Below are 14430 nucleotides of genomic sequence, written 5' to 3'. Positions count from 1 at the left end.
TTTGTTATCATCTAAACATTCTAAAAGTAATCGGTAAGCGGTACATGAACCACATTATTCAACTTGCTTTGGCAGACTGGCATGATGCCCCCTCCATCAACTTCGGTGGGAAGCCCCATGAATCTGCAGCAGTGGCAAAGTCATGTCAGCGCCTACGAGAAAAGCTCTCGATCCAAGCGCGCCTATACTCGTAAGCACAATCTAAACCACAGCCAGTTCCTCTACTGGTACCGCAAACTATCTGAACAAACGCCTGTGTCTGATATCCCCGACTTTGTTCCCGTGGATATCAAGTCCCCCACAGCCACTACGGGAAACCTGAGGGTATTAGTGCTCCCCAATGGCATAAAGCTGGTGATCAACAATCCGATGTTGTTGGCGAAAATTCCTGGCCTTATGGACTTGTAAATACGATGTGGCTGCCGTTTAACATCAGGTCTGGTTTTACCGTCAGCCGATCGATTTTCGCAATCAGATTGATGGTATCGTGCTGTTGGTGGCTGATACGTTACACAAAGATCCGACACCCGGTCAGCTCTTTGTCTTTCGCAATAAAAAGGCCGATAAAATTCGTATGCTCTACTGTGAAGATAATAGATTTTGGCTCCTTTATAAGCGAAATGAGAATTGGAAAGGCTTATAGTCAGCTATTGTTTCAATTCAAATAACTACAGCGCTCCCTCTTTGGTCGACGCTCTGAGCAATAAGAAGCCCCTGAAGATCCCCAGGGGTTTCTATTCGACAGTACAGAAGTTCGGGATGAAGGTTCTGTAGAGGAAAATGATGCTGATGGCGACAAAGAACAGGACGATGAGGTTAGTATTGCGACACACAAGCGTCATAAAAAAACAAAGAAAATCTTTGCCGAGCACCTGCCAAGAAAAGAGGTGGTAATCCCTGCCTCAGAACAGGATAAAACCTGTACATGTGGCTGCCAAAAGAATCTCGTTGATTAAGAACGCCATGAGCGCTTGAACTACATACCCCCGGTATATGAGGTGATTGTCGAGTTGCGGGAGAAGGTTGCCTGCCCCAAAGGCTGTGCAGGCCAAATAGTTATTACTCCCAAGCCAAAGCATATCCTACCTAAGAATAAGTTTACCGAATCCGTTCTAGCCCAGCTCATAACCAGCAAGCTTGATGATCGACAGCCGTTCTATCACCTGGAAAAACAGTTTGAGACCCTTGCCGGCTTTAGTTTTCCCCGTCAAACCATGGCTCCTACTGTTATCGATTGTGCCACTTCCCTACAACCACTGATCAATTTGCTAAAAGATGGCGTCATTGGCTAGGATAGTGTGGCTTTGAATGCCACATCACTCCAAGTTCTTAATGAACCTGGCCGGCCAGCAAGCCGAAAATCTTATGCCTACTGTTTCCGAGGTGGTCCTCCGGGAAAGGAGGCTATCCCCTATGAATATAATGCCTCGGATCACAAAAATTTTGTAAATGACTGGTTTGTCGGCTTTAAAGGCACGCTGAATTGCGATGCTGATCCATTTTTTGAGTTGCTATTTGAGCAGACAGCTGTAAACCCAAATCATTGCAATGCACATACCCGTCGAAAACTCGAACCCATAGCGAGAGCAGCGCAGGGGGGATGGACTGGCAAAACGGGCAATGCAGTTTTATAAGAAGCTCTATCGGGTTAAGTGAAAAGCCAAAGACAACCATCTATCATCGAAACAAAGGCATGAATTACGACAGCAAGAATCCAAACCCACTATGACCTCCTTTAAGTGCTAGCTGAATAAGCACCATCTACAAGTGCTATCCAAGTTCCCTCTGGGTAATGCAATGAATTACTGCCTCAAATACTGGAATGGGCTTTGTGAATTCCTCAGCGATGGCCACTTGGAAATCGATAACAATCTAATTGAGCCGGAAATCAAACCCTTTGTGATGGCTCGTAAAAACTTCCTGTTTGCATCTTCGGTCAATGACGCTAGAGCACTGTGCTCTGCACTTCAGTTTGATTCGCACTGCCAAGATCCACAGCCTTGCCCCTACCATATTTATCGATTTCCGACACTCAATTTTGGGGTCTTCTGGCTGGGCCTTTAGGGGCCTAACTTGAATGTATCCATTGGCAAAAAATATGACTCTTTGTAAAACCTAATTTTCAAACACTATGAATATACCCAGCCTCAATGCAGCCTGGAGCATCTGATTACGCCACATAATGAACATTATGTGTACACAAAAGACTTGAATCGGTGACGTTTATTTAAAATAGTTTTTTACTACATCTGTGAATTATTGACTAGGCGGCATTTCTTGATGAAATCATTCCCATTAAGGCCACTCCGCAGCTATCACTGAGATGAAACTTATTTTATTTACGTTAGTTACAGCATTAATATTGACCAAATAATAACTGCTAAAAGACTATGGCATGCGATTTATAGCCAGACCGCATTCTTGTGCCTTTCCTTACATTTACCTCTTCCTAATTGTTAGTCATTCATTTATATTAATCACTTCAAGTCACAAATATTAACTAACGCTACAAAGTAGCCTTATATCTTTAATAATCTTTGTCCTTTCGTTAGGCACTATTAAAGATAAATGGCCAAACCTATCAAAGGGAAAACTATGAAAGCTTTAACTATTTTTTCGCTGTCTATTTTAGCGACGGCATCTGCCGCCTCTTATGCAAATAATTTCTCTGTTAATGTGGTTCAACAACAGTTCGATTGTGCGAATACACCAATTACTTCTCCCCCTGGAGCTAATGTGATACGGCTTGATTTTCTCCAGAATGAAATGCAGGCACTTCTTGCAGGTGGAACTAGCCAAACAACCATAAAAAAATCTTGTGAGGTCGACTATAAAATAACTCCATTCCCAGGGTACAAGATTGCAGCAATCGAGTTCTCAACAGCTGGTAACTATCTCACTAGCCCTAATTCCGTCAATGCAGCCAGAGTGAGAAATCGTGTTAACAATCAAAACCAAACTTTTTCAGACCAAAAATCCTGGTTTGGTGCCGGAGAAATAAAAAGCGACAGTTTTGACAATGTTATCGCAACTACAACTTCAGGTTTAGGCCAGTGTGGTCAATCAGTTTTCGTAGAGACTGATCTGTATAGTGAAATAACTTACCGACCAGTTAGCGACGCTTCTCCAGCTATCACAAACCTCGACCAAGGTAATGGTACCTTTAAGTTAGCAACAGTTGTCTGTGTTCCATGTTTTTAAATGAGGTTCTTCTTAGAATAGTGTGAAAATCCATTATAATTGGTCATGTATTCATCGAAACTGCCAGTTACATCAGGATCAGCAGCCCATTCAGATTGAAGACCACTACTCGCAACTCTTAGGTGTTCAATCTGAATGGAATATGAGTGATGTCGATCTTGATATCGCCGGTGAATTGGTAGAAGTGAAATTGGATACAGTGGAAGGCTTTTAGCAGTGATGTTGGCCACTGCTTGCCCGGTGCGACCATTATCCTCGACCGCTTTCATATTCGCCTGCACCTCAACAAGGCAGTTAATCAAGCGAGCAGAGGGATTTACTGAAAAAAGGTGACAAGCGTTTATCCAGAAGTAAATATTTTTTTTGACCAACCCCGAGTAGTGTTAGCGAAAAATTTACGGGAAAAAATTATGCATTTAAAGGACTCTGTCCTGGAAGTAGCGCGTACCTGTTCGATCATAGACCTATTTCGCAATTTTTGGCAATGTATGAGCAGAATTACAGCCGAGAGGTTCTTTGAGCGCTGGTGCAGCTGGGCGATACGCAGAGGAATGAATCGGTAAAAAAGGTTGCACAAATTCTGAAAAGGCACTTGTCCAACCTGCTGACCCACTTTGAGGACCCAATTAGTAACGGTTTGCGAAGGGGCTGAATTCGAAAATCCAAGGTATAAAATCCAGAGAGAGGAGCTTCTGGTCATTCGAGAGTTTTAGAAATAACATCCTTTTTCTATGGAAAGCTGGATATGACAACTCAATCATTCACACAATTCTAAGAATCACCTTAAATAGATAAGGCGTAAAACTTAGGCTAATTGCTATGAGTAGCGGTAAGTAACCTATACCGCTACGTCATCATGCTTAGGACTGAAAGCCGAAGGCAAAGTTTAACAATAGAGACATATATTATTCAGAGATTTACTAGAAGCTAATTTGAAAAGAAGGATTTGGTATGTTGAAGAATACTAACCGGCACCGACTATCGCCACAAAAATTGATCGCCTTTATTGCAATATTGTGTTTTACATCCGTACCGAATGCACAAGAAGCATTGAAAGACGTAAATTATGCAGTAATACTGCAAAACCAACAGTTTGATTGCCAGTTTACTGATGTCGTCATTGATAACGATGCAGAGGGATTCCCCTATATGCACGTAAACTTCACTGACGAATTAAAGAGTGTTGGAGTTACTGATAAGAAAAGTTGTGAATTAGACTTCTTTGTCTTGATCTTGCCTACAAAAAACAACATTCGTCTGAAGTCATTGCAGTTTAGTGTCAAAGGAAACTACCTTGTTAAAAGTAGTTCGATTGCTGCAGCTCGGGTCAGGCTTAGATACAACAACAGTTCGCTCAGCCAATCTGAACAACTTATCGTGATAGCTCCAGAGAATGAAATACGAGAAGAATCATTTGACTTGGATGTCACTCTAGCAACCAAACATCCACCAAGCGATAGTCCAGATGAGAACGATTGCGGCAAACCTGTCTCTATTGAGGCCAGTATATATTCAGAGTTTCAATATGCCCCCAACACACCGGGTTTTATTCAAATAAACGAAGCTTTTGTGGATCACTCAAGAATGACTTTTGAAGAATGCGACCCCACCCCACCTTTACAATCCTGATGTATTAATAGACGGAGACTTATTATGCTTAAAGCCTATATAATGTATGTAACACTTGCAATATCGCTGATCTGTTTTAATTCAGGAGCCGTGAATGCCAGCGTAGCATACGACAATCAATATAACCAAAGGGGTTCAGACCCCTACAATATTGAACTGATTGCCCAGGAGGGCGATTGCGTAAATAGCAATATAGAGATAAAACAAAGAGCTCCGGGCGAAGGTGATTTGATAAGGATTGATTTCACCAATAAAGAAATGCAAGCAGCTATATCCGACGCCGATTATGCTAATGAAAAATATTTTGATGAAAAAAATTGCTACCTCAAATATAAAATTGTCGTTGACGATCAATCTCAGCTTACGAATGCGGGGTTTTCAGCTGCTGGCTCATTTGTAATTACAAAGTATGGATTTTTGCTATCACAGGTTAGGCATGAATTTCCAGATCAGTATTTTTCTGTCAATGATTCAGCAATCTATGAAGGACATGAATTCTCTGATTACCCCTATAGCGATTCGTTCGACAACCAAATGATTGATATCAAGCAACATCTTGATAACAGTCAATGCGGCGGAGAGTTCACTATCGAAACCCACCTGCGCACCTTTGTCGCAATTACCCATTTTGATCAAGGGCCTAATTTAATTGACTTCGATCAAGCCCAAGGGGTTTATGATTTATGGAATCTTCATGTCGATCCGTGTGATATCAGTGAAGATTAATAGAGGCTGTTTCATAACTTGCAATCGGCTATTCTCGCACACTCATAGAGTAAAAAGATGGGTAGCTGTAAGCCGATTCAAGTCAAAGTAGACCGACGACCAGTGAAAATTTGAATCCTGCATTCCCCAGCTAAAACGTAGGAAGGGAGGCCCAAAGCTCATTGATAGCCGAGCATGTATTGAGGGTGTCTTATAGGTTTTGCGCTTAGGCCGCGCAAGTAGTCTTACCAAGGCAGACCCCTATTATGATGAGAGGGGGACCGTTGGCATATTGCGGCAAGTGCGTGCAACCAGAGAGGTTATTTTATCTGGAGGGGCTTTTAACAGTTCGCAACTCTTGAAGTTTTCTGGAGTCGGCCCTCCACACGAGCTGCGAGACCATGGGATTGATCCGGTCGTAGATCTGCCAGGCATAGGCGAGAATCTGCAAGACTCCTATGAGGTGGGTATTGTTAGTAAGATGACTAAGGATCTGGCGTTACTGAAAGATTGCACGTGGGGTGCCGATGGAGATCCCTGTCTTCGGGTGGTGGGCGTTTCAGTATTCCCAAGGATTCCGGGCTTCTTTATTGTGGTACCGGTGTATATGGTCAGCGAAAAGACTAGCGACGACATTATCGTAACGGCGAAGGGCCAAGCTGCCTGATTTACCATTGGCTCGAAATGGAAAAGCCCTGCAATACGGGGCTTTTTTGATCAGAACGAAATGTTCTTCGGTGTGCACGGGAAGGGGATTACATTGCGGATGTTGCCCATTCCGGTCAAAAAAGTAATCGCTAATGGCATACTGCTTTTCACCGGTATTTCCATGAAAAGCCAATCACACTGGTGTGTTGGCTATAGCACTCTCGGCAGTTATTAAGCGGCGCATTGACTTGCTTCCGCAAATCAAGCACCTGGAGATGCTGTGATATTCCAGTGAATCCAAATCAACACAGTCTATAATCCCGAATAATCACCCATTTATTTCAAGTGTAAAGTCCTTTTCCAGCGCATTTCTATCCCAGGCAGCACTGTTAGCTGCTGCCTCATAGGTACTTTGTAGAAATTCAAGCAACAACTCATCTGGTGATTCAGCCCTTCTTACCTCATCATAAGGAAGTATGAACTCTCCCAATTTCTCGGAGTAGAAAGCTGAGGAGGGTTTAATTTTTTGACTAGAAAAGTTTTCTGCTGAGGGGTAGCTGTAAGAGTAAAAGGATGCGCTATCAACCGCACCACCTCCCGGCCAAAACCCGGCACTACTCACCTCATGGGAATAAGCCTCTCGTGCTGCCCAATCAGGGAAATGCGGGACTCCACCGGGATGTGGCGGGGCTTCCCTACCGGAAAAGCGGGTTACCGCCATATCAAAGCTTCCCCAGAAAAAGTGCACTGGGCTGCATTTACCGATAAACCGTGCGCGAAACTCCTTAAAAACTCGATCCATTTGTACCAAGGCCCGCCAGAATCGAGTGGCGTATTCTCGATCATAATGGTGGTGTTTCTCATCCTTTTCGAAGGGAATTCCATCCGCAACTTCACTTGGGGTTGTAAATATCTCTACCGGAAGCCCCAAATCTTTCATCGAGTTCATTACTTCCCGATAAAAATCTGCAACAGATTGGGGCTTCAGAGGAATAGAATGACTTTTGCCATCGGTAGCTTGAATTGACAGCCGATGATCCAGAAAATCAAAGGCTATAGAGAAGGCCTCTTCATCATAAGGAATCAATGAAGTATCCAGCCCTCTGGCAGTCACATAAAGAGGTACATGCCAAGAATGGTTGGTCCAGGGAGTTCTAGATAAACGAATTTTTCCCACTATTTGGGTCCACATATGAAGCGTCGCAGCCGTTTCTGACCACTGTTCAAATGGAATATCCGGCCAGTCAGAACTCTTAGATCGGTTTATGGGATTTTTCACAAATTTGCATCCTTAAAATTCTGATATTTACCTGTACGGCAGGTTGTTTATAGGTTCATTTAGAAAGGTCTTTGAGCTTCAATAATCATCATTTTTCAAATGCTACAAGCTTATCCCTAAAGAACTACTGGTTAGCCATCATAAATCCGCATAAATTACAATAAGACAAAAATTAAGATCGTAAGCATGTAAAGAAAAATCACCGTAGTAGCCCCAAGAAAAGTCACACTTTTTTTTGCCTGTACTCCCCCAGACAACCAAAAACCAAACACTCTGGTCACAATAGGCATTGCCACCCAGGTCAGGACTGAAACACTAATAATACTGGAAACAAAAACAGACAATGCAGATACCCAGCCTTCCATAAGTGGCAAAATCCAAATTGAAATCAGCATAATAATCGGATAAAGCGCTAGAATAATGAGCATCGCCATTTTCCACTGAGGTGGCAATGTATTGCTTTTTACACCCCGCGCATGAGCAAGCCAATCCTCAAATCCTCTTCCGATTTTTTGGTATTGCACTCGCTCCAGAAATGACTCGGATTCCTTCATTAGCTTCTTATGAATTGATGAAGATAACCACAGGTTCAAGTTATCCTCAGAGTCGAAACGAATAATAATCACCCAATCATCCTGCAAACCCTTAATTGGCTTGATAAGCTCTCTTCCGATAAATCCAGGGCGCTCTGCCGCTGCCCCTCCAATAGTCTCCAGCCACTTTTTATAATCCCGCATATGGTCTGGCTTAACGCGCTGGAATACTACGATGGTCACAGGCACCGTCATCTGCTTGGTATTGACGATAGCCTGCTGTCGTATTTTCTTTCCAAATTCCTTCTCACATGCAGTCAAAGTTGATCGAAACTCGCCCTTATTCAGAAATGAATTTAGTTGCTCTACTGCTTCAAACTGAAAAAGCTGAACCCACTCTTCCTGAGTCCCCATAATAGGTTCAAATAGGCTCGCCTCAATGAGTCCTTCGCAATGCAGCGCTATGTCGGTAAATTTTTCATGCCATTGACAATATTCACAGTCCCTGTCGGCAGGAATATTCTGGGATATCATTACGCTGGCATTCGATTTGAAGTCGGTCACCAAGCAACTCTCTGAATAGTCAAATAAGATAATAGGGCTAACTAATTACCTGCCAAAAAAAGCTGAATCAGGTGTCCAGTATTCAGAATGCCTATAGATAGATATATCTAGCCCGATGAATAATCGGGCCAGTATAAGGGTATGCAAAGTGGGTAATATTGCCAGGGTTACAACGCCAGACAGATAGTGTCTTATTTAGGCCAAGGGAAAATTAACTGAATACTGCCTGGAAGTAGCTATTGGAGCTCCTTACAGGGCAACTTTAACGACATATATCTGATAATTAAAAATATACCCCTATCATCCTTGTACAAAAAACGCCACAAAAAATTGTGACGTTTAATAGTGCAAAGCTCACAATAGTATTTTTATTAATAGCTAATTGAGAAGTTCCTGACCCACCAAGAGCACCTTGCCATTGCGTTCTCCCGCAGCAGCGACCCTAACGGCCTCTTTTACATCTTTCACGAGGTAAGTCCCATGAACTGGGGCAGACAATTTTCCCTCAGCCACAAGACCGGTAATGGTTCCAAAAACTTCTTTTTGGCGCTCAGGGGAGGCTGTACCAAACCATTTTGCCAACCAGAAGCCCCGTACAGTGATATCTTTGAATATGATGACACCTGGAGCCAACAGGCAAGGCTCACCGCTGAGAGCGCCATAGTTCACCAGAGTTGCGCCATCACAGAGCACCTCTCCCAGACGAGCTGTTGCCATCCCTCCCACGGCATCAATGCCCAACTTGATCTTGGCTCCACCAGTGGCTGCTTCGACTCTCTTTGCAAGGCTCTGACCATCTACCTCACCGTCTACCAGCACCACATCCGCCCCGGCTGCCAGCAAAGGTTCCACCAAAGATTCTCTGCGTACTACATTCACAATTTTGAGGCCCTGAAGTTTTGCCAGGGAGGTTAGATAAGAGCCTACTCCCGAATTGGCGGCATTCTGGATAACCCAATCCCCCTCTTGGAGATCCACAAACTCGCTCAACAATAAGTAAGCCGTTGGCGGGTTAATAGTGATCATGGATAGCTGTACTGGGTCTATGCCATTTGGCAAAGGGATTAACCCCTTAGCATCCGCGACCATATGAGTGGCCCAGGTACCACTACCCACTGGCAGTAAAACTGTCTGACCGATAGCCGGCCCGCTTACATTCGGTCCATGCTTAACTACCTTCGCAATCCCCTCATTACCGCCAATAGCCGGCAGTGGCGGCAACATGCCATATTCACCGGTCAAAGTAAGGACATCAGAAGGGTTGATAGGCGCAGCCAACATCTCCAACAGGACCTGGCCCTCCTGTAATTCGGGCACTTCAAATGAAACTGCTTCTATGACATCTTGTGGCACGGGGCCACGTTCACGATATTCTGCCTTCAGCATGTCGCCGTATCCTCTCTCTACTTGTAGTTCTTCTGGAAGTTTGATGGTAATCCCATCCATCAAACCTATGGCCAGTGTACTTACCGCCATCGATTGTTCAAGGATAAAGCGAGAAGGAAGGTGCAAAATTAGAACTATTCAGCACAATATGTTTTTTTAAGAAGTGCGCATAAATACCTGTGGAACCGATTTATGCTGTCAACTATTACTTGTTGACCTAACACTCCGAATATTTCTGTAAACCTATGCAGCGTTATCATACTGAAAGCTAAACTTAAGATAGGCCGATTCTGAGCGTGACAAGCGGAATATTCAATGAGTGTACTTTACTTGAATTAGAGTAACAATTTATCGCACAGGTAAGTTTGGCGTGCATTACCCAGCAATACACTCACAAGTAATTCCAGCATTTTCATTTAATAGTTATAACTTAAAACATAGATAAACACCGAAAAAATGTTTCCTTTGGATCGCCAAAACACTTCCAACATTTCACTTTTGATACTACACAGCATCTATTTTTTAAACACCTCAAAGGGCAAGAAAAATCTACAAGAGTTGTGCAGACAAAATAACAGTCTAAATACAGAAAGGAAGGTTGGAAGTACATTACAATTCTTCAGAAATATCCCTATTCTCTATGAGTGGACCGGGCAGGCTCAAATAGAAAGAAAATATCACCCTGAACTCCTCAATTAATTCGAGATTAATAGCAAAACAGCCCTCTGCGATAAGCATCATACTCCTCAAAAAGCAACTGCAACCTGGAATAAGATAGCACGGTAAAATCCTGCCACCTGAAGCTCTCTATTGAACATTATTATTCATTATTTTCTAACTCTTAATTCAGAAATAGAGGATTATATGGATCTCACAGACAAATATTCGGACTGAAACATGATTATCAGTCAGGGCATATCGAATCTATTTAAAAAAACACAAATTGAAGCCGATATTTTTCTTTGCCCTCCAGAGTACTTGATTAATATGTCAGGAAATTAAACGCTATGGCTTACTTGGATGGTGTCAGTGTTGATGACGCTATCTATTCTTCAGAAGGAACTTCATGCACGATTTCCGAGATAACGAGGGAAAATTTTCCCGGAATTCCCATTACCAACAAAGGGAAAGCAATCCTTAAAGCAGCCCTTTAAATTCCTGACGGCCCCTCCAATAAATTCAAGCAAAACAAAATCTTAACAGCAACAGGCCCTACATCGGCAAAGTAATAGTACATCCAAAACATACTCAAAATTATTGATACCCAAGGAAAGGTAGTCAAATTAATTTGGCTTTCTGAAATTTTTTCAAACTCACTATGGCAAACAGTACTAGTTATTAGTAGAGTTGATTTTAAAGGCAAACAACCACCGTACCCTGAAAGAAAACTAATACATGTTATGGCAGTAACAACCCTACTTCACGCAGCCCTGTATCTCAGTAAGAACCTGCACCTATCATTCCATACTCTAATGAAGATCTGCTTACTTTTTCCCCGATCAACTCAACTTCTCACAAGAACGTCAGGCCAACCAGGTATAGAGCCCAAACCCTTTCATCAAATCTATAGTTATAAATACCCCCAGCTAACCATAAATATTTCCCTAGACAGATCCACTCAGCCATCGTATCTGCTACGCAACAAGAGGAAAACAAAATGGGACTTTGCATAGACTCCAGCAATATCGTCTTTATCACTCAAGTAAGGGCTGCCCTTAATTCTCTACTAGGTGGTGTTGGTACTGCCCTCACTTACACAACGGAAAAATACCGCACCGGTGGGCGTAATGTCGTTCGGGTCAAAGAGGGAGCCGGCATTCTTACAGCTGCAGGTTTGAGGGCCCAAAGCACAACCCTGGTTCGGCGCCTGATCGCCAGTAATCACGATACCCGTATCACTGAAAGCCATGCGCTGGGTTTCAGACCTGACAAATGGATTAAAGACCAGATTTGGAGTGGCTTTAAAAGCTATATACCTCTGATCAGTGCCGATCAAGGGTTTATGGCAAAAGTAATGAGCACAGGTTCCAGCGGCCATGTTATGTGGAATAACACCGTTTTCCAAACAGCCAACCTGACCAATACTGGAACTGTGACAATGGGGAACTGCCCCAGCTTTATCACTCTCGCGCATGAACTGGTGCATGCAGATCGCTGCAATCGTGGACTATACCTTTCTGGCAGCACTAACTCCACTTACCTGGCAGATCAAAGACAGGGACCTATGAACAATGTCTTACGACAGCAAGGAGGCGCCCTCGCAAGAGCCAGAATCAACAATGGTGGTAACACCATCACTTACAACAATATGACCGTCCCCAACCTCAACAATATTGTTACCACGAGGAATCGGGGCTGGATTTGGGTGGGAGGCTCCATGGAGTTGCGAGAGGAAATTGCTACAGTTGGCCTAAGTGACGACCAAAATAACGTACCGAATGACCTGCTTGCAATCAGTGAAAATATGATACGCATCGAACACAACATTGCCAGGAGAATGAAATATGGACAAATTGGAAATTTAAATTAAGCAAAAAATTATTGAAACATGGAGATAATTAATAAACTTTAATCTGCGAAAAAACGTAGCTTCTGTAGTAGCTTCAGATATTTTAATGGAATAGAAACAGGAATCACCACTGCTTGGGGAAAAATTTAAGTTCGCCCTTACAGATTAGAAAATAACACCCTTCAGATAAGGATTACCAATATGCCCACAGGAAAGGAACTTCTAAACCAACTGGATGAGAAATCCCCAGTTTTTGGCGTTGCATATTCGATCATCAATTGGTCAGGTCTTGCCAAAGGGATTTCAATTTCTCCCTCAGGAATTACAAAGTTGATGGGGAAACTTGTAGAGGATGGCCATGCAACCACTTTTATGATAGAAAATGGATATATCACTTTGACCGGAATGAGTGATGATGGGTGGGTATTTGAGAGGGGGCCCCTGAACTCCACCCAGTGGGCTAGAAACACACAGAACGCAAATACTGATGTTTACTATACAAAGTGCACTACAGACGATGTAAGCAAGTATAAGAAAATCAAAAAAGAACTGGAGAGTGCTAAAAATACCAAGTACCACGAAGTTTGGCCCAACATTACGGGTCAAACCCGATACGAAAATTGTATCAGTTCAAGTCATATGATCGTACACAAGATGGGCTTTGGTTCTGCCCTATCGACAAAGGGTGTATGGATCCCCTCCGTCAGTAACTGGGCTACCTGGACTGCTACGAAATTCTCTGCCTGGAAGCATAAACGATTCACTCATGTGAACACTCATATCCCATAAAGGTCATACCACCCTTAGTCCGAAAAGTACCCCGTATTAAACAGGGTGAGCGTTTCGTATCGCTACCCTGTATCAAACTTCCCTATAGTCGAAGCTTACTTACCACCCTGACCCAGTTGCAGGGGCACCTGTTTACTCGTTACCATCTGCCATCACTAGCGTGTGCTCTTTCAACAAGCACGTTCCAATTTACAACTTCCGGACATTGCCTTCGGGAAAATGAAGTAGCCTTATCGATGGTTAGTTATACCCTGATAAAACATACCCATGTTTTTGCCGCAGTTTTGAGTATCACTCTCTTTATATTACGTGCCAGCCTGGATCTCAGCAGAAATACTGCATGGCGGCAAACTCCATTGCGCTGGATACCCCATGTGAATGACACTGTTCTGCTAAGTGCGGCTATCGCGCTGGTAGTTATCGGCAGCTGGAATCCGGCCATTTATCATTGGCTTGCAGTGAAAATAGCCTTGGTATTTGGTTATATAATCGCCGGTTTTTTTGCTTTAAAGCAGTCTACTACGCAGCGTACCCGTATTATTGCGATTGTTCTGGCAATAGTGCAGGCCGCTTTAATTTTCTATTTGGCAATAAACAAACCTTCTCTCTAAATAACCTATCTGCCGGGTACACGCCTCCCGGCAGATAGCTATCTTGTAACCCCATGCTACGCAATAGAAGCAGCGGCAATTATCAACCAGATAGATTACCCGCAACCGACCTGGCTAGAACAACCCCTAGTACGTTAAGTCCAAGTCCAACAGGGAAACCGGCTCACCATCTTTTCCAACCAAATCCACTGTCACAGGCTCCCCCGTTCTTTTATCAATGACACGGGCCCACCGTGTATCTGGCTTTTCAGACCAGCGGGCACTCCAGTCGATCAGAGAAACCAAAGTAGGAACCAGCGCAATGCACTTAGGGGTTGCGTTATAGAGCATGCGGCGCGCTCCGGGTTTGATTGGGGTCTTAACCAGAATCCCAGCTTCTTCCAGGGTATTTAATCTTTGGGTAAGAATATTTCTGGAAATTTGCAGGCTCTCCTGCAGTGAGTCAAACCGGTTCACCCCTCTCATTACATCGCGAACAATAAGCAGACTCCAGCGATCCCCAATTACAGAAAGCGCCTCTTCGATCGCACATTGAACAGCGGGTTTCTTCTCTCTCATAACAGTCCTGTAGTAGCC

Annotated in this window: 16 protein-coding genes and 1 pseudogene; 12 read left to right on the top strand and 5 right to left on the bottom strand. The window is 43.4% G+C overall.

Annotation, left to right across the window (positions count from 1 at the left end):
- Window positions 1-117: 117 nt before the first annotated feature.
- From GL2_RS15850 to GL2_RS15825, 5 genes and pseudogenes are all read left to right on the top strand, one after another.
- Complete coding sequence (locus GL2_RS15850) at window positions 118-408, top strand: hypothetical protein (protein WP_143731556.1); 291 nt, start codon at window positions 118-120, stop codon at window positions 406-408.
- A gap of 79 nt (window positions 409-487) precedes the next feature.
- Window positions 488-643, top strand: a complete 156-nt coding sequence (gene tnpB, locus GL2_RS22425) for an IS66 family insertion sequence element accessory protein TnpB (RefSeq protein ID WP_370452063.1) — start codon at window positions 488-490, stop codon at window positions 641-643.
- A gap of 355 nt (window positions 644-998) precedes the next feature.
- A pseudogene (locus tag GL2_RS21990) lies at window positions 999-1634 on the top strand (transposase).
- Between the two features lie 163 nt (window positions 1635-1797).
- Window positions 1798-2064 (top strand): IS66 family transposase, encoded by a 267-nt coding sequence (locus GL2_RS15830; protein WP_232053650.1) that lies wholly within the window; start codon window positions 1798-1800, stop codon window positions 2062-2064.
- 531 nt (window positions 2065-2595) lie between these two features.
- On the top strand, window positions 2596-3201 hold the full coding sequence (locus GL2_RS15825) for a hypothetical protein (RefSeq protein ID WP_020415078.1): 606 nt from the start codon (window positions 2596-2598) through the stop codon (window positions 3199-3201).
- On the opposite strand, the gene GL2_RS21545 is transcribed toward GL2_RS15825, so the two are convergent.
- Complete coding sequence (locus GL2_RS21545) at window positions 3198-3470, bottom strand: hypothetical protein (RefSeq protein ID WP_172620999.1); 273 nt, start codon at window positions 3468-3470, stop codon at window positions 3198-3200. The two genes, GL2_RS15825 and GL2_RS21545, sit on opposite strands and share 4 nt — an antisense overlap.
- Here GL2_RS21545 and GL2_RS22420 point away from each other — a divergent pair.
- The 4 genes from GL2_RS22420 (at window position 3435) to GL2_RS15805 (ending at window position 6202) form a co-directional block, all read left to right on the top strand.
- Window positions 3435-3524 carry a hypothetical protein gene (locus GL2_RS22420; protein ID WP_172621176.1) on the top strand — a complete coding sequence of 30 codons (90 nt, stop codon included), beginning with the start codon at window positions 3435-3437 and terminating at the stop codon, window positions 3522-3524. The two genes, GL2_RS21545 and GL2_RS22420, sit on opposite strands and share 36 nt — an antisense overlap.
- 628 nt (window positions 3525-4152) lie before the next feature.
- Complete coding sequence (locus GL2_RS15815) at window positions 4153-4830, top strand: hypothetical protein (protein ID WP_143731552.1); 678 nt, start codon at window positions 4153-4155, stop codon at window positions 4828-4830.
- A gap of 24 nt (window positions 4831-4854) precedes the next feature.
- Window positions 4855-5556, top strand: a complete 702-nt coding sequence (locus GL2_RS15810; RefSeq protein WP_143731551.1) for a hypothetical protein — start codon at window positions 4855-4857, stop codon at window positions 5554-5556.
- A 199-nt stretch (window positions 5557-5755) separates the two neighbouring features.
- The gene (locus tag GL2_RS15805; RefSeq protein WP_232053649.1) at window positions 5756-6202 is read left to right on the top strand and encodes a GMC family oxidoreductase N-terminal domain-containing protein; all 447 of its coding nucleotides are present in this window, start codon (window positions 5756-5758) and stop codon (window positions 6200-6202) included.
- 309 nt (window positions 6203-6511) lie between these two features.
- Here the strand turns inward: GL2_RS15805 and GL2_RS15800 are convergent, their stop codons facing one another.
- From GL2_RS15800 to GL2_RS15790, 3 genes are all read right to left on the bottom strand, one after another.
- The gene (locus tag GL2_RS15800; RefSeq protein ID WP_172621175.1) at window positions 6512-7462 is read right to left on the bottom strand and encodes a DUF5996 family protein; all 951 of its coding nucleotides are present in this window, start codon (window positions 7460-7462) and stop codon (window positions 6512-6514) included.
- Window positions 7463-7617: 155 nt separating this feature from the next.
- Window positions 7618-8559 (bottom strand): antibiotic biosynthesis monooxygenase, encoded by a 942-nt coding sequence (locus GL2_RS15795; protein WP_143731550.1) that lies wholly within the window; start codon window positions 8557-8559, stop codon window positions 7618-7620.
- Between the two features lie 378 nt (window positions 8560-8937).
- Entirely contained in the window at window positions 8938-10035 is a 1098-nt protein-coding gene (locus tag GL2_RS15790; RefSeq protein ID WP_232053648.1) for a zinc-dependent alcohol dehydrogenase family protein, read from the bottom strand.
- 1567 nt (window positions 10036-11602) lie between these two features.
- Between GL2_RS15790 and GL2_RS15785 the strand changes: the two genes are divergently transcribed.
- From GL2_RS15785 to GL2_RS15775, 3 genes are all read left to right on the top strand, one after another.
- Window positions 11603-12475, top strand: a complete 873-nt coding sequence (locus tag GL2_RS15785) for a M91 family zinc metallopeptidase (protein WP_143731549.1) — start codon at window positions 11603-11605, stop codon at window positions 12473-12475.
- Between the two features lie 180 nt (window positions 12476-12655).
- Entirely contained in the window at window positions 12656-13243 is a 588-nt protein-coding gene (locus GL2_RS15780; protein WP_143731548.1) for a hypothetical protein, read from the top strand.
- 116 nt (window positions 13244-13359) lie between these two features.
- Window positions 13360-13854: a SirB2 family protein gene (locus GL2_RS15775; RefSeq protein ID WP_232053647.1), complete on the top strand. Its 495-nt coding sequence runs from the start codon at window positions 13360-13362 to the stop codon at window positions 13852-13854.
- A 126-nt stretch (window positions 13855-13980) separates the two neighbouring features.
- Here the strand turns inward: GL2_RS15775 and GL2_RS15770 are convergent, their stop codons facing one another.
- Window positions 13981-14412, bottom strand: a complete 432-nt coding sequence (locus tag GL2_RS15770) for a helix-turn-helix domain-containing protein (RefSeq protein ID WP_143731547.1) — start codon at window positions 14410-14412, stop codon at window positions 13981-13983.
- Between the last annotated feature and the right edge of the window lie 18 nt (window positions 14413-14430).

This window comes from Microbulbifer sp. GL-2 (assembly GCF_007183175.1).
GTDB lineage: Bacteria > Pseudomonadota > Gammaproteobacteria > Pseudomonadales > Cellvibrionaceae > Microbulbifer.
The sequence above is the reverse complement of the archived record's forward strand: the minus strand, read 5'-3'. Positions and strand labels throughout refer to the sequence as shown.